The sequence below is a fragment of the Actinotalea fermentans genome (assembly GCF_007991475.1).
Lineage (GTDB): Bacteria > Actinomycetota > Actinomycetes > Actinomycetales > Cellulomonadaceae > Actinotalea > Actinotalea fermentans.
On the sequence record NZ_BJYK01000009.1, the window covers coordinates 500,800 to 516,130 of the forward strand.

At 77.6% G+C, this 15,331-nt stretch carries 20 protein-coding genes; 7 read left to right on the top strand and 13 right to left on the bottom strand.

Features of this window, described 5'->3' with window-relative positions:
- The first annotated feature begins 250 nt into the window (after window positions 1-250).
- A complete protein-coding gene (locus tag AFE02nite_RS14335; protein WP_146819863.1) occupies window positions 251-721 on the top strand; it encodes a GNAT family N-acetyltransferase in 471 nt (156 codons plus the stop codon).
- A 91-nt stretch (window positions 722-812) separates the two neighbouring features.
- Window positions 813-1,295 carry a heme-degrading domain-containing protein gene (locus AFE02nite_RS14340; protein WP_034250159.1) on the top strand — a complete coding sequence of 161 codons (483 nt, stop codon included), beginning with the start codon at window positions 813-815 and terminating at the stop codon, window positions 1,293-1,295.
- 59 nt (window positions 1,296-1,354) lie between these two features.
- Here AFE02nite_RS14340 and AFE02nite_RS14345 read toward each other — a convergent pair whose 3' ends face one another.
- Window positions 1,355-1,702, bottom strand: coding sequence for a hypothetical protein (locus tag AFE02nite_RS14345; protein WP_034249373.1), 348 nt, complete (start codon window positions 1,700-1,702; stop codon window positions 1,355-1,357).
- 39 nt (window positions 1,703-1,741) lie between these two features.
- On the opposite strand from AFE02nite_RS14345, the gene AFE02nite_RS14350 reads away from it, so the two are divergent.
- The gene (locus AFE02nite_RS14350; RefSeq protein WP_052114109.1) at window positions 1,742-2,350 is read left to right on the top strand and encodes a TetR/AcrR family transcriptional regulator; all 609 of its coding nucleotides are present in this window, start codon (window positions 1,742-1,744) and stop codon (window positions 2,348-2,350) included.
- Here AFE02nite_RS14350 and AFE02nite_RS14355 read toward each other — a convergent pair.
- Both AFE02nite_RS14355 and AFE02nite_RS14360 read right to left on the bottom strand, forming a co-directional pair.
- Window positions 2,335-4,635, bottom strand: coding sequence for a DEAD/DEAH box helicase (locus tag AFE02nite_RS14355; RefSeq protein WP_146819864.1), 2,301 nt, complete (start codon window positions 4,633-4,635; stop codon window positions 2,335-2,337). The two genes, AFE02nite_RS14350 and AFE02nite_RS14355, sit on opposite strands and share 16 nt — an antisense overlap.
- Window positions 4,632-5,360, bottom strand: coding sequence for a C40 family peptidase (locus tag AFE02nite_RS14360; RefSeq protein ID WP_034249635.1), 729 nt, complete (start codon window positions 5,358-5,360; stop codon window positions 4,632-4,634). The genes AFE02nite_RS14355 and AFE02nite_RS14360 overlap by 4 nt, the downstream gene beginning before the upstream one ends.
- A 17-nt stretch (window positions 5,361-5,377) precedes the next feature.
- Between AFE02nite_RS14360 and AFE02nite_RS14365 the strand changes: the two genes are divergently transcribed.
- Window positions 5,378-5,605 carry a hypothetical protein gene (locus AFE02nite_RS14365; protein ID WP_034249630.1) on the top strand — a complete coding sequence of 76 codons (228 nt, stop codon included), beginning with the start codon at window positions 5,378-5,380 and terminating at the stop codon, window positions 5,603-5,605.
- Between the two features lie 80 nt (window positions 5,606-5,685).
- Here AFE02nite_RS14365 and AFE02nite_RS14370 read toward each other — a convergent pair whose 3' ends face one another.
- Window positions 5,686-6,081 (bottom strand): GntR family transcriptional regulator, encoded by a 396-nt coding sequence (locus tag AFE02nite_RS14370; RefSeq protein WP_034249632.1) that lies wholly within the window; start codon window positions 6,079-6,081, stop codon window positions 5,686-5,688.
- Window positions 6,078-6,914, bottom strand: a complete 837-nt coding sequence (locus AFE02nite_RS14375) for a hypothetical protein (protein WP_146819865.1) — start codon at window positions 6,912-6,914, stop codon at window positions 6,078-6,080. The genes AFE02nite_RS14370 and AFE02nite_RS14375 overlap by 4 nt, the downstream gene beginning before the upstream one ends.
- 47 nt (window positions 6,915-6,961) lie before the next feature.
- Here AFE02nite_RS14375 and AFE02nite_RS14380 point away from each other — a divergent pair, with 47 nt between their 5' ends.
- From AFE02nite_RS14380 to AFE02nite_RS14390, 3 genes are all read left to right on the top strand, one after another.
- Window positions 6,962-7,588 carry a hypothetical protein gene (locus AFE02nite_RS14380; RefSeq protein WP_034249963.1) on the top strand — a complete coding sequence of 209 codons (627 nt, stop codon included), beginning with the start codon at window positions 6,962-6,964 and terminating at the stop codon, window positions 7,586-7,588.
- A gap of 51 nt (window positions 7,589-7,639) precedes the next feature.
- Window positions 7,640-8,476 (top strand): pyridoxamine 5'-phosphate oxidase family protein, encoded by an 837-nt coding sequence (locus tag AFE02nite_RS14385; RefSeq protein ID WP_146819866.1) that lies wholly within the window; start codon window positions 7,640-7,642, stop codon window positions 8,474-8,476.
- Window positions 8,477-8,608: 132 nt separating this feature from the next.
- A complete protein-coding gene (locus tag AFE02nite_RS14390; RefSeq protein ID WP_146819867.1) occupies window positions 8,609-9,010 on the top strand; it encodes a RidA family protein in 402 nt (133 codons plus the stop codon).
- A 63-nt stretch (window positions 9,011-9,073) separates the two neighbouring features.
- Here AFE02nite_RS14390 and AFE02nite_RS14395 read toward each other — a convergent pair whose 3' ends face one another.
- The 8 genes from AFE02nite_RS14395 to AFE02nite_RS14425 all read right to left on the bottom strand — a co-directional run bounded on the left by AFE02nite_RS14395 (window position 9,074) and on the right by AFE02nite_RS14425 (window position 15,328).
- Window positions 9,074-9,646: a flavodoxin domain-containing protein gene (locus tag AFE02nite_RS14395; protein WP_052114141.1), complete on the bottom strand. Its 573-nt coding sequence runs from the start codon at window positions 9,644-9,646 to the stop codon at window positions 9,074-9,076.
- A gap of 95 nt (window positions 9,647-9,741) precedes the next feature.
- Entirely contained in the window at window positions 9,742-10,005 is a 264-nt protein-coding gene (locus tag AFE02nite_RS14400) for a ferredoxin (protein WP_146819868.1), read from the bottom strand.
- On the bottom strand, window positions 10,002-11,285 hold the full coding sequence (locus AFE02nite_RS14405; RefSeq protein WP_146819869.1) for an NADH-ubiquinone oxidoreductase-F iron-sulfur binding region domain-containing protein: 1,284 nt from the start codon (window positions 11,283-11,285) through the stop codon (window positions 10,002-10,004). Before AFE02nite_RS14405 ends, AFE02nite_RS14400 begins: the two co-directional genes overlap by 4 nt.
- The gene (locus tag AFE02nite_RS14410; RefSeq protein WP_146819870.1) at window positions 11,282-11,971 is read right to left on the bottom strand and encodes a hypothetical protein; all 690 of its coding nucleotides are present in this window, start codon (window positions 11,969-11,971) and stop codon (window positions 11,282-11,284) included. The genes AFE02nite_RS14405 and AFE02nite_RS14410 overlap by 4 nt, the downstream gene beginning before the upstream one ends.
- A complete protein-coding gene (locus AFE02nite_RS14415) occupies window positions 11,964-12,989 on the bottom strand; it encodes an FAD:protein FMN transferase (protein ID WP_146819871.1) in 1,026 nt (341 codons plus the stop codon). The genes AFE02nite_RS14410 and AFE02nite_RS14415 overlap by 8 nt, the downstream gene beginning before the upstream one ends.
- Complete coding sequence (locus tag AFE02nite_RS17495; protein ID WP_186814568.1) at window positions 12,986-13,414, bottom strand: hypothetical protein; 429 nt, start codon at window positions 13,412-13,414, stop codon at window positions 12,986-12,988. The genes AFE02nite_RS14415 and AFE02nite_RS17495 overlap by 4 nt, the downstream gene beginning before the upstream one ends.
- Window positions 13,404-13,850, bottom strand: a complete 447-nt coding sequence (locus AFE02nite_RS17500; protein ID WP_186814569.1) for a hypothetical protein — start codon at window positions 13,848-13,850, stop codon at window positions 13,404-13,406. Before AFE02nite_RS17500 ends, AFE02nite_RS17495 begins: the two co-directional genes overlap by 11 nt.
- A gap of 206 nt (window positions 13,851-14,056) precedes the next feature.
- Window positions 14,057-15,328 (bottom strand): sensor histidine kinase, encoded by a 1,272-nt coding sequence (locus AFE02nite_RS14425; RefSeq protein WP_222594401.1) that lies wholly within the window; start codon window positions 15,326-15,328, stop codon window positions 14,057-14,059.
- Window positions 15,329-15,331: the final 3 nt, after the last annotated feature.

Sequence of the window (15,331 nt, forward strand, 5' to 3'; positions counted from 1 at the left end):
GACAGCACGTACACGGCCACCGTCGCCGCGGCCCCGGCTCCGCTGGCCGCCACGGGCGGGACGCCCGTCGGGCTCGCGCTGCTCGCGGCCGGGCTGCTGCTCGGCGGCGCCGCGCTCGTGCTCGGCGTCCGGCGGCGCACGGCGACGCACGGCGACGCACGGCCTTGCGTAGTCCTCGGCCGTGCGGGTGGCCCTCGGGTCACCCGCACGGCCCGCGGGCCGCGGCCGGGCGCCGTGCCACGATGGCGCGATGACGCTCTCCACGAGGCCCCTCGTCCTCGCGAACGCGGGCGAGGTCCTCACGCTCCAGCGCGCCGCGTACGTGCCCGAGGCCCGCCGGTACCGCGACCTCGAGCTGGCGCCGCTCGTGCAGACCCTGGACGAGGTGCGCGCCGAGCTCGGCCGCGCGGACGTCATCGGGCTCGGCGTGTGGGACGGCGGTCGCCTCGTCGCGGCGGTGCGGCTGCGGGTCGACGGCGCGGTCGCGCACCTGGGCCGGCTGGTCGTCGCGCCGGACCGGCAGGGCGAGGGCATCGGCTCGGACCTGCTGGCCGCGTGCGAGCGCGTGCTCCCGCCGGCGGTCGGCGAGATCCGCCTGTTCACGGGCGCGGACAGCGACGCGACCCTGCGGCTCTACGAGCGCCACGGCTACGTGCGCCAGTTCGCGAGCCCGGCGGGCACGTACGAGCTCGTGCACCTGACCAAGCGCCTCGCGGTGTAGTCAGGCCGACGAATCGCCGGGCCGGTGCCCGTCCGCGCGTCGGGCACGGTGATACTGGGCGCACGACCGCGAGGAGGCCGCCGTGACCGACATGACCCGCCACGAGATCGCCGACGCCATCGCCGCGATCGAGGCGGAGATGGACGAGCTCCAGCTCGAGCGCTTCACCAACGACGACGCCCACCGGCTCGGGCTCCTGCTGCTGACCTGGGCGAAGGAGCGCGACCTCGCGATCACCGTCGACGTCACGCGCGGGACCCAGACCGTGTTCCACGCGGCGATGGAGGGCACGAGCGCGGACAACGACGACTGGATCCGCCGCAAGACCCGCGCGGTCCAGCGGTTCGGCATCCCGAGCCTGCTCATCGGCCTGCGTCCGCAGCTGAACGGCAAGCGCATCGAGGACGACCCGTGGTTCGACGAGCGCCGCTACGCCGCGCACGGCGGCTGCTTCCCGGTGCTGGTCCGCGGCGTCGGCATGGTGGCGACGGCGACGGTGTCCGGGCTCGCCCAGGAGGACGACCACGCGCTCGTCGTCGAGGCGCTGCGCGCGCTGGCGGCGGGCGAGGCCTGAGCCGGGGGCGGCGCAGCGCCGCCCGCCGACCCCGCGCCGCCCGCCGGCCCCGCGCCGCGTCAGCGGGCGGTGAGGTCCCCCGGGTCGCGCTCGGGGAGGTCGACGAACACGGTCGGGACGACGTCGTCCTCGGGGCCCAGCCGCTCCGGGTCGATCTGCGGGCGCCCGAGCATGATGCCCTGGTACGTCTCGCCGGCCCCACCGACGGGCGCGAGGGCGTCCGCGAGCCCGCTGCGGCGGCGGCGCACGAGCCGCACCACCAGCGCGACGCCGAGCAGGAGCCAGACGGCGTAGACCGCCCAGCCGGCCCAGTCGTTCCCCGCCGCGACCAGGATCGCGACGGCCGCCGGGGGTGCGATGAACGCCAGCGCCACCCACCACTGCCTGCGCATGACGTCCCCCTCCACGTCGGCACCGTCGACCCTCTAGAGCATATGCTCTAGAGCATGGCGGAGGAGGGCGTTCGGACCGCGGACAAGCGCCGCGGCCGCACCGGCGCGCGCATCCTCGACGCGGCCCTCGAGCTGTTCAACCGCGACGGCACCGGACGCGTGACCACCAACCACATCGCCGCCCACCTGCGCATCAGCCCCGGCAACCTCTACTACTGGTACCCGGACAAGCAGGCGATCGTGCGTGCGCTGTGGGCGCGCTACGCCGCACAGCAGGCCGCGCTGTGGGAGGGGGCCGGCGACGACCTGCCCACCCCGCGCGAGATGGTCGGCCGCCTCGGCGCGCTCACGGACCTGACCCACGAGTACCTGTTCGTCGCGCGCGACGGGCTCGCCCTGGCCCACGAGGATCCGCAGCTGCGCGCCCTGGTCGTCGCCTCCCGCGAGCGCACGCTCGGCATCGTCGGCGCGCTCGCCCGCACCTGGCGCGCGGACGGCCTCCTGCGCCCGGTCGACGACGCGCGGCTCGACGCGCTCGTGGCGGCGCTCTGGACGCTCACCGAGACGTGGCTGGCCTACGCCGTCCTGCACGACGGCGCCACCGACCCGGCGCACGGCGAGGCCCTCGTCCTCGCGGTGCTCGAGCCCTACCTGGCGGCCTGAGCACCGCCGTCGGGCTCCCGCAGCAGGCCCTCGTCGGCGAGGCCGGCCCAGACCGGGCCGTAGCCGAGCCGCGCCTGCTCGAACGCCACGACCTCGCGCACCAGGTCCGCCTCGGAGACGTCCACGGCGTCCGGCGCGACGTCGGCCAGCGCGGAGTCGGCGACGTAGTCCTCGAACTCGGCCGCCTTGCGCTCCAGCAGCGCGACGAGGCGCTCGTCGACGTCGTCCTCGCCGAGCAGGCGGTGCGCGACGACGGTGCGCACCTGGCCCATCCGGTGCACCCGCGCGATCGCCTGGGCCTCCCAGGTCGGCGTCACCTGCGGCTCGCACAGGACCACCACGCTCGCGGCCTGGATGTTCAGGCCCACGCCGCCCGCCTTCACCTGCGCCACGAGGACGGCGCCCGGCGTCGCCGCCGAGAACGCGTCGACCAGCCTCTGCCGCTCGTCCGGCGCGGTGTCCCCCGTGAGGGGCCCGAACGGCTCACCCAGGGCGCTGCGCCCGACGGCGGCCGCGACGACGTCGAGCACGTCGCGGAAGTAGGAGAAGACGACCACGCGGTGGCCGTTCTCGGCGGCGTCCTCGACGATCTCCAGCAGCCGGCCGAGCTTGGCGGAGTCCGCGGGGTCGGGCGTCGCGTACGCCGCGCGCCGCATCCGCATGAGGCTCCCGCTCACGACGGCGTCCCGGTAGGTGCGCTCGCCGTCGGGCGTCGGGGGCAGCCAGTGGTCGACGCGGACAAGGTCGGGCAGCTCGACGAGCACGTCCTCCTGGTTCCGCCGCAGGTAGACCGGCGAGACGGTGTGCCGGAACGCGTCGGGGCCGACCAGGCGCACGTGCCGCGGCACGAGCCCGGCGACCCGCGCGTCGAGCAGGCGCACCAGCTCGAGGAACTCGTCGAGGTGGTTCTCCATCGGGGTGCCGGACATCAGCAGCACGCGCAGCGTCGCCGCCGACCACCGGGCCACCAGCTGCGAGCGCTGCGCGTCGGGGTTCTTCACGTAGTGCGCCTCGTCGACCACCAGCAGCCCCAGGCCCGACGATGGCGGCGGGCCCGCGGGGCCGCCGGCCACCGGAGGCGCGGGCGGCGCAGCCGGGAACGGGACGTGCTCGAGCCCCTCGAACGTCGTGACGCCGACGCCACCCTCGGCCAGCCAGCGCTCGATCGCCTCCTCGCGGCCCGGACCGTGCAGGCGGTGGGCCACCAGGTCGGTGCGCGCCCCGATCTCCCGCAGCCAGCCGACGAGCACGCCGGCCGGGCACACGACGAGGAACCGCTCCTCCCCCTGCCCGGCCAGGTGCGCCATCGCCGCCAGGGCCTGGATCGTCTTGCCGAGGCCCATCTCGTCGCCGAGCAGCACCCGCCCCTGGTTGAGCGCGAAGCGCGCGCCGAACGCCTGGTACCCGCGCAGGGAGACGCGCAGCCGCGCGACGTCGAGCGGGTGGGCGGCGACGCGCTCGGCGAGGTCGGCGGCGATCCGCCCGTACGTCGCGGCCGACTGCCCGGCGCGCGGCGCGAGCTCCTCGAGCGTCGTGTAGTACTCGGCGCTGCGCGCCACGAAGTCCCCGACGACCAGGTGGGTCGCCGGGTCCGGCTCCGCGCAGGCCCGGGCCAGCCGGTCGACGACGCCGGCCAGGTCCCGCGCGGCCAGCCAGGGCTCCCAGCGGGCCAGGCGCGCGAGCGCTTCGCGTGCGGCCCGCCGGGCCGACGGCGTCGCGAACGCCAGGGCGAGGCGGCCACCCGCGCGTCGGGCGGCGGGCAGGTCCCGCGCGGCCGCACCCACGTAGCCCGCCAGGTCGTCGCGGTGCGGGGCGACGAGCGGCACCAGGCGGCGGTAGCGGTGCAGCAGGACGAGCAGCTCGGCGGTGGCGGCGTCGGCCGTCCGGGAGGCGGCGTCGACCTCGAGGCGCACCGCCTTGTCCGCGCCGAGCAGCCCGCCGAGCGCGCGGGCCGCGGCCACGACCCCGCGCGCCGTCGCGGGTCCCACGCCGGGCACGGCGTCGAGGTCGCGCACGCGCGCGTCGAGGACGTGGCCCACCGTCGTGAAGCCCGCCTCCGCGAGCACCCCCAGGCGGAGGTTCCGGTCGGTCACCTCGGCGAGGCGCTCGAGCGGGATCTGCGCGAGCTCCGCGCGCACCTGGTCCGCGCGGTCGGCCGCGACGAGGTCCACGACCCGCCCGCGCAGCCCGTCGACGTGCGCCAGCACATCCGACGCCGCGGCGACGAGCGCGGCATGCCGCGCGACGAACGCCCTGGCCTCGGGCCCGGGCGCCGGGTCGCTCATGCCGCGTCGGCCCGCGGGGGGACGTCCACGGCGATCTCGGCGCCGAGGCGCGCGTCGCGCAGCAGCTCGAGGTCCCCGCCGCTCCAGAAGTCGCCGGGGTCGAAGCCGCTCGCCCGGCGGTCGCCGGGCAGCAGGCCCATCGCCTCGAACGTCAGCGCCACGATCTCCGCGCAGTAGGCGCGCTCCAGGCGGACCTCCGCCTCCGTGCGCGCGTCCGCGTCGCGGAAGAGGTCGCGCACCGCCTGGACGGCGTGCACGCCCGGTACGCGCTCGAGGCGGTCCGACGTCGGAGCGTGGCCCCACAGCCACCGCGCGGCCAGCCGGACCGTGCGCGGGAAGGGCGTCCCGTCGATCTGCGCGACGGTCCGCAGGACGGCGTCCTCCATCTCCTGGTGCTCCGCCGGGGTCGCGGGGACGTGGAGCTGGCGGAACCACGGCTGCTGCCCGTACTTGTGCACCCAGGTGGTGACGGCGGCGCGCAGGTCGTGCAGCTGGGCGCCGCGCTGGTGCTCGCCGGTCCAGGCGTCGGGGATCGAGCGCCCGAGCTCGGCGTGCCACATCAGCGGCGGCAGGTCGTCGATGACCACCGCCATGCCCACGTGGTTCACGGGGCTGTTCGTGGCGAGCTGGATCGCGCGGTCCGCGAGCGAGCGGCCCCGGAAGAGCCACAGGTCACCCGTGCGCGTGAGATCGATGGCGCGGTCGAGCGGGACGGCGTCGGGCACGTGGGTAGCGTAGGCGCGTGGCATGGGCCAGGACGGTGTGGAAGGTCCTCGGGATCGCGGCGTTCGCGGGTGTCGCCGCGGGCGGGGTGCTCGTCGCGCGCGACGAGCGGCGCCGCGCGTCGTACACCCCGGACGAGGTGCGGGACCGCCTCCAGGCGAGGCTCGCGGAGGCCCAGGCCCGCGCGTCGGGCACCCCCACGGGCACCCCCACGGGCACCCCCACCTCCGGAGTGGAACGAAGCTGACCTGATCCGGCTCCGAGTGGAACGTTCCGCTCGCGTTTCGTTCCACTCGGGTGAGCGCGAGCGGGACGACGCCCCGAGAGTCACGGCCGCGGCGGGGGCGGCGGCGGGCCCGCCAGGCGGTGCAGCGCGGCGGTGAGGGCCTCGTGCGCCTCGGCCGGGGCGACGCCGAGCTGGCGCGCGACCAGGGCGAGCGCGGCCGCGGCGTCGGCGAGGTCGTCGCGCGTGGCGGTGGTCTCGTGCGGCTCGAGGACGACGGTGCCGTGCCGGCCGTTGGTGCGCACGAGCCCCTCGCGGGCGAGCGCGTCGTAGACCTTGTTGACGGTGCCGCGGGCGAGGCCGAGGTCGGTGGCGAGCTGGCGGATGGGCGGCAGCGTCGCGCCCGGGCGGAGCGCGCCGGACACGATGAGCCGCTGGATCTGCGCCCGGAGCTGCTCGAAGACCGGGACCGGCGACGCGGGGTCGACGCTGACGATCATGCGGTGCCCTGCGGGAGTGCGGTGGCGCCCCAGGTCGACGGCGGGCGCGGGGCCGCGCGGCGCAGGTACCGGATCGCGACGACGAGCCCGCCGAGGGACACCACGCCGGCCACGAACCCGACGAGCGTGCCGGTCAGGTCCCGGATCGCCCAGAGCGACCACAGGAGCGTCATCGCACCCATGGAGACCTGGAGCCGTGCCACCGAGGCGGACGCGAACCCGCGCATCCGCCCGTCGAGCTCGAGGGCGCGCTCCGAGAGCACGGGGCGGCGGCGGTGGGCGATCGCGCTGCGGGTGGCAGCACCGAGCGCGAGCACGACGACGCCGAGGCCGGTCGCCTGGAGGCCCGTCAGGTCGCCGCCCGTCACGGCGCGGACGACCCCGACGGCGCCGCTCACGGCGACGAGCAGCCACGCGGCGACGACCTCGCGGCGCAGGGGCAGCGCCGGGCGCGGGGCGAGCGACGCCGTCGCCGGGGCGGAGCGGGGCAGCCGCAGCCGGTACGTCTCAGCCGACAGCGCCCCCACGACGACGCCGGCCACGCCGCCGAAGAGCGGGTCGGCGAGCGGCGCGCCGCCGAGGACGAGCCCGGGGCCGCCCCAGCGCAGGCTCACGACCAGGGCGAACGCCACGCCGGCGAGCCCGCCGACGACGCGGTGGGTCCGGTGGCGGCGCAGGTAGCGCGCGCAGACGTCGGCCTCCTGGTCCGTGACCGGACGTCCGGCCAGCCAGAGGATGTCGCGCCCGTACACCCGGGTGCCGGAGACGAGCACGCCACCGACCCCGAGGAGCGTCACGGCTGCCGCAGCAGCCAGCAGGAGCGTCCCGGGCACGTCCCTCACCTCTTCCGTCTGGCCTATTGGCATAGTACATTGGGCCAATGGTCGCCGCAACGCCCGGTCCCTTCTCCGGTCCCGTCTCCGGTCCCCCATCCGGCCCCCCGCTCGATCCCACGCTCGAGACGCTCGTCCCGCAGCCGTCGACCCGGCGGAACGTCGTGCTCGGCGCGCTCGCGGTGGTCCTGCTCGCGGGCACGTGGTTCCTGGCCCCGCTCCTGCGGCCGGCGCTGGTTGTCACCGGCGGCGGTCTGCGCAGCACGGCCGACCCGATGCCGCTCAGCCTCGCCCGCGTGACGGCGACCGGACCCATCACCGTCGAGGCCGTCGGGGACGCCCGGGCCGCGGTCGTCGTCGGTGCGTGGCTCGTGCCGGAGGCCGACGGGAGGGCAGACCTCACCGACCTCTTCGCCGCAGTGGCGTCACCGGAGGACCTTCTCCGCGCGTCGGGCATCGACCCCGCCGGCGCCGCGCTGCCCCAGGCCCTCGCCGACGGCGAGACCGCCTGGCTGATGGTCGCCTGGCGCCTCACGGACTGCACCGCCACCGGAGACGTCGAATGGGGCCCCGTCACCGTGCGCAGCCCGCTCGGCGTCCGGCGCGACCTGGACATCGTGGGCGCCGGGCAGGCGATCATGATCGACGACGCCCTGCGCGCCGCCTGCCGCTGAGCGCCGGCAGAACCCGCCCCGGGCGCCCTGCGTGCGGGCCATGATCGACGCATGCTCCCCGACTCACATCGGGACCTCCTCGAGCGCCCGCTCCCCGCGATCCTCACCAACCACCTCGGCACCGGGCGGCTCCAGGTCTCCGTGGTCTGGGTGACTCCCGACGGCGACGACGTCGTGCTCAGCACGATGGCGGAGTTCGCCAAGGCCCGGCACCTGCGCGAGCGCCCGCGCGCGACCCTGCTGCTGCGCGACGACGACGGCCGCTGGCTCGAGCTGCGCACGGACGTCACCCACGACCCCGCCGAGCGGCCCGAGGACGCCGTCGCGGTGCTCGACGCGATCGCCCGGCGCTACACCAGCCGGGCCCCGCACTTCGGCGCCGTGGTGCCCGCCGAGCTCGCCGAGGTCGAGCACCCGGTGACGTTCCGGCTCCACCCGGTGCAGGTGGCGACGGGCACCGCGGACGTCCGCACGGGCGCGGCGCCCGTCCCCGCACCCGTCCCGACACCCCCGCCCGGCACCCCGGCCGCGCCCCTGCCGCCCGACGCCGTCCCGCTGCCGGCCACGCACCGGGACCTGCTCGACGGCCGGACACCCGCGGTCCTGGCCACGGTCCGGCCCGACGGCCGCGCCCGCACCCGGCCGACCGCCTGCGCCACCGACGGCGCCGCGTTGCTCGTGGCCGCCGACGACGAGGCGCTCACCGACCTCGCCACCGACCCCCGCGCGACCGCCCTGGTCGTCGACCCGGCGGACTCCGCCCGCTGGCTGCAGGTGCGCGCCGACGCCGAGGTGACCCTGCCTCCCGGGGCGAGCCGGCATGCCGGGGCGACCACCGCCGTCGTGCGCCTGGTGCCGCGCCGCGTGGTGTGCGACGCGATCCACTGAGCGCACGCGGGCGCGCGGCCCGCGTCACATGATCGGCATCCGGCCGACCCCGTGCCGGTGATCTGATCTTCTTACCGTTCCTCACCCGCGCCGCCGGACCCCGGAGGCGCCGAACGGAATGAGGACGCACCGATGACCGACCGCGAGCTCGTGGCCCCCGACGAGATGAAGCACCTCGTCGAGCGCTTCAACTACTCCCCCGCCGTCAAGGTGGGGAACCTGCTCTTCGCCGCGGGGCAGCTGGGGCGCGACGCGAACATGAAGGTCATCGACTCGAGCCTCGAGGACCACATCGTCGCGGCCTGGGAGAACGTGGGGAAGGTGCTCGCCGCGGCGGGCGCGACCTACGAGGACATCGTCGAGATGACCACCTTCCACGTGGACCTGCAGGAGCAGCTGCCCCTGTTCCTGGAGATCAAGGACCGCTACATCCCGCGGACGGCCGTCCCGCCGGCCTGGACCGCGATCGGCATCACCGAGCTGACGTTCCCCGGCCAGCTGGTGGAGATCAAGGTCGTCGCGCTGATCCCCTGATCGCGACGGCCCCCCGGGCCGGGCGTGATGCGCGGCGACGCGTCACGTCCGGCTCGCGGCGGGCTACACCCGACCGAGGCTCAGCCCCCAGCCGGGCTCGGGCAGGGGGAACTCGTTGAGCCGCGGCACCGCGGGCGCCCCGCCGACGGCGCGGGCCCAGTCGCGTACGAGCGCCATGTCGCGCCAGTCGCCGTGCGGCACCCACGTCTCGAGCTCGGCCGCGACCCTGGGCTCCAGCCGGCCCGCGAAGACCGCGTGCCCCCGCACGTCGACGCCGCGCAGCGTGCCGTCGAGGCAGTCGGGCAGGTCGCGGTCGAGGCCCGTCGTCTCGGCGACGACCGCGTCCGCCTCGGGCGTCCCGCCGAGCGGACCCGAGGAGAACAGCCACACGGCCGGGCCGCCGCGCAGGTCGCCGCGCACCCGCCGGATCAGCCGCCGGGCGTCCCACAGCCACTGCTCGTGGTAGATCGCCGAGCCGATGAGGACCACGTCCGCGTCCCGCGCGTCCTGCACCACGGGCGCCGGCAGGATCCGCACGCGGTGCCCGCACGAGTGCAGCATCGAGCCTGCGGCCTGCGCGATGCCCTTCGTGGCACCGTGCTTGGTCGCATAGGTGATGAGCACCTTCGCGGCCATGGAGCCTCCGGTTGCGACACCGGGGCGTCGTTGCCCCGGGCGACCTCACTTCGAGGCTGACCGACCGCGGCCCGACCGATGAAGGGACCTAAGTCCTATACACGGGTGCCGCGGGCGATCGATGCGGCGGCCTCCTCGAGCCACAGCGCACGCCGCGGGCACGCCCGCACGGCCCGACGCGCGGCAGCCGCGGCCCGACGCGCGGCAGCCGCGGCCCGACGCGCGGACCGGTCGTCGTCGGTACCCGCGTCCTCGCGGACCACCGGGTAGCCCCACCGGTCCAGCTCCACCAGCCCGGGCGCCACCAGCGCACACTGCCCGATGCCGTCGCAGGCCACCATGTCGACGCGCAGGGTCATCGCACCCACCCCACTCCTGTCCCGGCCCCGCGTGCCGCGGGGCAGCCGCCGTGCCGGACGTGCGCAGCCACGTGCGCACCGAAGACCGCCGCCATCGAGCGGACGAGGCCGACCGCCCCGTCCGGGTGGTGGCAGGCGCCCCGCCCGGCCACCGCGTCGAGGTCCGCCGCGAGGCGGGGCAGCTCGGCGCGCGCGGGACGCCCGTCGGCCAGCCGGCGCACCGACGCCGCGATCGCGGGCAGGCCGAAGATGCACGGGCCGCACTGCCCCGCGCTCATGCCGGCGAGGTACTCGGCGATCGACGCCGTCAGCTCGACCGGGCACGCACCCGGCGCGAGCGGCGCCACGATGCCGGCGCCGAGGAGCCGGCCCACCGGGTCGTCCGCGTCGATGCGCGCCCGCGCGGCGTCGGCCCAGGCCACCCACGTGCCGCCGTAGCCGCCGAGGAGCACGCCCTCGGGGTGCCCCGGCCCCGCCGACCACCCCGCCTCGAGCAGCGCGTCGAGCAGCGGCGACCCCGCCGCGACCTCCGTGACCAGGCGGCCCGCCGGACCGACCACGGTGAGGAGCCGCGTCGTCGTCGCCGGCAGGCCGCGGGCGGCGAGCGCGACGCGCGCGAGCGTCTCGACGTTGTGCACGAGCGTCCGGGGCCCGCCCGCCGGCCGGGGCCGACGCGCGGTCGGCAGCGCCGGGCCGCCGGCGACGGCCTGCACGATGGCGCTGGACTCCCCGGACAGGTAGTGCTCCGGGCCCACCAGCACCTCCACGGCCGGGCCGCGGCGCTCGACCGCGGCCCGCTCCTGCAGCGCCCGGGCGAGGGCGCGCGCCGCGGCGGGCTCCGCGTCGTCGTGCAGCCAGACCACCGCGCGCGCCGCGCCCAGGGCCTCGGCGACGAGCGCCAGGCCGTCGAGCACGAGGTGCGGGTGCTGGCGCAGCAGCACGGCGTCCTTGGCGGACCAGGGCTCGCTCTCCGCGCCGTTCGCCACGACCGTGAGCGGGCCGCGGCCCGCGAGGGTGCGGCGCCACTTGGCGGCCACGGGGACGTGCCCGCCGCCGTGCCCGGTGAGCCCCGCCTCCTCGACGAGCCCGAGCAGGTGCGGGCTCCCCGACGGGCGCGCGCCGAACCGCGCGGTGTGCTCCGCCAGGGTCTCGGCCGGCGCCGGGAGCACCCACGAGCCGGTGGCAGGCAGCGCGACCTCGGCCGTGAGCAGGTCGACCCGCGCGCGGGTCGTCCGCGGCGTCGGGAGGGGTCGGGTCGGGGCGATCGCCTGGGCGCTCATGACACCCGCCCCGCGGCGGCGAGCTCCGGTCGCCGCGCGCCGTAGCGGCTCACCGCGAGGCCCAGGACGGCGGCGCCCGTCGCGACGTAGAAGCCGCGGAGGGCGGGCGTGTCCGACCCGGCGAGCACGCCGTGGGCCCAGACCAGCGCGAACACCGTCAGGGCCACCCGGTGCACGGGCAGCCACACGCGGCCGATCCGTCCCGCCCAGCGCGCGGTCACGCCGGTGATCAGCCCGGCCCACACGGCCAGGACGCCGAGGGTGACGGGCACCGGGCGGTACACGGACGCCATCGGGAGCAGGACGCCGCGCCAGCCCACCTGCGCCCACGGGTCCGTGGCGAGGACCACGACGTGCAGCACGGTGAACGCGAGCGTGAACGTGGCGAGCGAGGCGTGCAGGACCATCCGTGTGGCCGGCGTCGGGCGCTGCAGGTGGCGCGCCCACGGGTGCGCCAGCACGAGCCCGGTGGTGACCAGGGCGAGCAGCAGCACGTAGGAAGTCACGCCCGACGCGCGGGCCAGCACCCACGGCACGGCGTCGACGCCGCTCACGGTGTCCAGCACCACGCGGGCCGCGAGGCCGGCCGAGGCGCCCGCCGCGACGACCGCGAGCACGGCGCCCAGCGGTCCCAGCCGGCCGCGCCCGACGCGCGGGTCGGCGCGCAGCGCGAGGGTCTCACTCATCGTTCCTCCAGGTCACGTGCTCGGCGAAGCTCTCCGTCATGCCCACCGCGCCGTCGCGGTGCACCCACGCGGCGGCGAGCCGCGCGTCGTCCGCCGCCTGCCGCACGCGGTCGGCGCCGGCCAGGAAGAGGGACTTGGTCCACACCTCGGCCCACGCGGGGTCCGGGCCGAGCACGGTCACCGCAGCGAGCCCGTCGCCGCCGGGCCCGCCGGTCCGCGGGTCGACCAGGTGGTGCACCGGCCGCCCCTGCGCGAGCCACGAGTGCCGGTGCACCGACGACGTCGCGCAGGCCGTGTCGCGCAGGCCGAGGACGAGCAGCGGGGTCTCCGCGCCGGACGGGTCCTCCACGCCGATGCGCCAGTCCCCGGTGGGGCCGTCGCCGACGACGACGAGGTCGCCGCCCGCGTCGACCAGGGCGCCGCGACCGGCGTCGCGCAGGGCGGCGGCCGCCGCGCGCACCGCCAGGCCCTTGGCGATGCCGCCGAGGTCGATCGGCTGCCCGGCCAGGTGCAGGTGCCAGCCGTCGGCGTCCTGACGGACGCCGGGCTGCCACGGCCGGTCGCCGGGGGCGAGCGGGACGCCGCTCGCCCGCAGGGTGGTGGGCCACTGGGGCGCGGGCACGGCCGCGGGACCGCCGGCGAGCGCCTCGTCGTGCCCCCAGGACAGCAGCACGTCGAGCACGCGGGGGTCGAAGGCACCGCCGGTGGCCTCGTACGCGCGGCGCGCCTCGAGGACGGCCGTCGCGAGCGTCGCCGGCACCCGGTGCCAGACGCCGGGGTCCGCGTTCGCCGCGGTGAGCGGGCTGGGCCGGAAGCGCGTGCAGGCGGCCTCGACCTGCTCGACGGCGGCGCGCGCGGCCGCGAGCGCGTCCTGGGCGCCCGGGCCGGGGTCGACGACCGTGAGCCGCACGTCGCCGCCCATCGCGGCGAAGACCTCGGTCCGGCTCGCGGCCGGGCCGGCGCCGGGCACGGCCGGCGTCTCGGGGGTGCGGGCGTCCGCCCGCGGCACGGCGCTCATCCCGACGCCCGCGTGGTCGTGTCCACCGGCGGCGCGGGGCGCGGCGCGGGTGCGCGGCGCTGCGCGCTCGCCGCGGCGCCCGAGCTGCTCGACGACGTCCGCGCGGCGGCCTGCGCTGCGCTCGCCGCCTGCGCCTGGCGCGCGGTGAGGTCCGTCTGGAGCTGGGCGAGCCGGGTCCGCAGCTCCTCGAGCTGGGCGGCGACCGCGGCGTCCCGGGGGTCGAGCGCCGCCGCCGCGTCGACGGCGGCCTGGGCCTCCGCGGCGACGACGGCGAGGGACCCGGGCTCCGCGGCGACCTGCGACGGGTCCGCCGCGGTGGTCTGACCGGGGCGGTCGGCGGCCCAGGCGACCGTGCCCGCGAACGCGCCGGCGGTCACCGGCACGAGCGCGAGCGCGGCCAGCACGCGGCGGGGGTCAGTCGTCATCGCCCTCGACCTCGCCGTGGTCGTCGGAGCCGTGGTCGCCGTCGTGGTCGTCGTAGCCGTCGTCGTCGCCGTGGTCGTCGTCGCCGTCGTCGTCGGACGTGCCCTCGTCGCGGTCGCCTCCGTGGTCGTCGTAGGCGGCGGGGGCCGGCGCCGCGGGAGCGCCGTCGGCCGCGCCGCCGGCCGCGGGGGCGGGCGTCGGGGCGGCCAGCGCGGCCTCGAGCGCGTCCACCTGGCCCATGAGGTCGTCCACGGAACGCCGCAGCTCGGCCGAGCGCCCGTCCGTCGAGACCTCGGGGAGCGTGGCGGGGGCGGTCGGGGCCTCGGCCGTGGCCGGGGCGGCCCCGGTCGCGGCGAGGGCCGCGACGCCGGTGCCGGCCACGACCGCGGCCGCACCGGCGGCCATGACGGATCGGCTGCGCCAGGTCAGTCGGGACATGAGCTGTCTCCTTCTCGTTCGGTCGGTACACGAGAAGGTTCGCCGGGCCCGCGTGAGGGCCGCGGCAAGCGGGTGTCAAGGCTCCGTTAAGGCCCGCCGGCCCCGTGTGGAGCGAACCTGACGCGACACGCTGGCGTGTCGGTCTGCACGGCTCCACTCGCGGCGCGAACGCTCCACTCGCGGCGCGAACGCTCCACTCGCGACAGTCAGGCCGCCGGCAGCACGAGGGCGATGCGGGCCCCGCCGCCGGCGCTGCGGCCGACGTCGAGCCGGCCACCCGCGTCCTCGGCCGTGCGGCGTGCGACGTCGAGCCCCAGCCCCGTCGACCCCGCGCCGGAGTGGCCCCGCGCGACGACGGGCGCGGCGGGCAGGCCCGGGCCGTCGTCCTCCACGGCGACCTCGACGCCGTCGGGCACCGCGCGCACGACGAGCGCGAAGCCCGTCCCGTCGGGCGTGTGCGAGAAGACGTTGTCCACGAGCACGTCGACCGCGGCCCCCAGGTCGGTCGCGGACACCGGGACGGCGAGCGGCGCGGGCGCGACGTCCACCCGCAGCGGCCGGCCGCGGTCGGTCGCCAGCACGCCCCAGAACCGCCCCCGGTCGCCGACGACGGCCGACGCGTCGCAGCGGGCCGCGGGCGCGCCGGACGTGGGGTGCCGGGCCGCCCACACGACTGCGTCCACCGCCTTGACCAGCTCGTCGACGTGCGCGGCCATCCGCTCGCGCTCGGCCGGGTCGTCGAGCAGGTCGACGTCCAGGCGCAGGGCCGTGATGGGCGTGCGCAGGCGGTGCGAGAGGTCGGCGACCAGCTCGCGCTCGGCCGCGAGCAGGGCGGACACCCGCGCGCCGAGCCCGTTGAGCACCCGGCCCACGGAGGCGACCTCCGGCGGGCCCGACGGCGTCACGCGCGCCGCGAGGTCGCCCGAGCCGAGGCGCTCGGCGACCGCCGACAGGTCCTGCGCGGAGCGCGCCAGGCGGCCGGCGATCCGGTCGCCCACGAACGCGGTCGCCGCCAGCAGCAGCACGCCCGCGCCGCCGAGCAGCGCCCAGGTGCGGCCGACGCCGGCGCTGAGCTCGGCGTCGGGCACGAACGTCCGGACCACCGCCAGGCCCCCGGCCGTCTCGACCGGCACGAGCATCTCGATGCCGCCGTCGGTCCGCGCGGTCACCGCACGGCCGAGGAGCGCGAGCTCGACGGCGTCGGACCGCGGGGTGGGCTCCGGGATCTCGCTGCCGTCGGGCAGGAAGACCGTCGTCAGGCGGGCGCCCTCGTCGGCGGCGAGCACCTCGGCCTCCAGCCGCGGCGCGTCGAGCGTGGCGCCGCCGGCGAGCGCCGCGATGCGCTGGGCGTCCTCGCGCGCGGCGTCGAGCGCCCGGTCGTGCGCCTGCGTGCGGGCGAGCAGGGCGAGCGGCAGCAGGAACGCGACGAGCACCGCCGAGGCCATCCCGACGCCGTAGCGGAGCAGGATCCGGCGCACGCC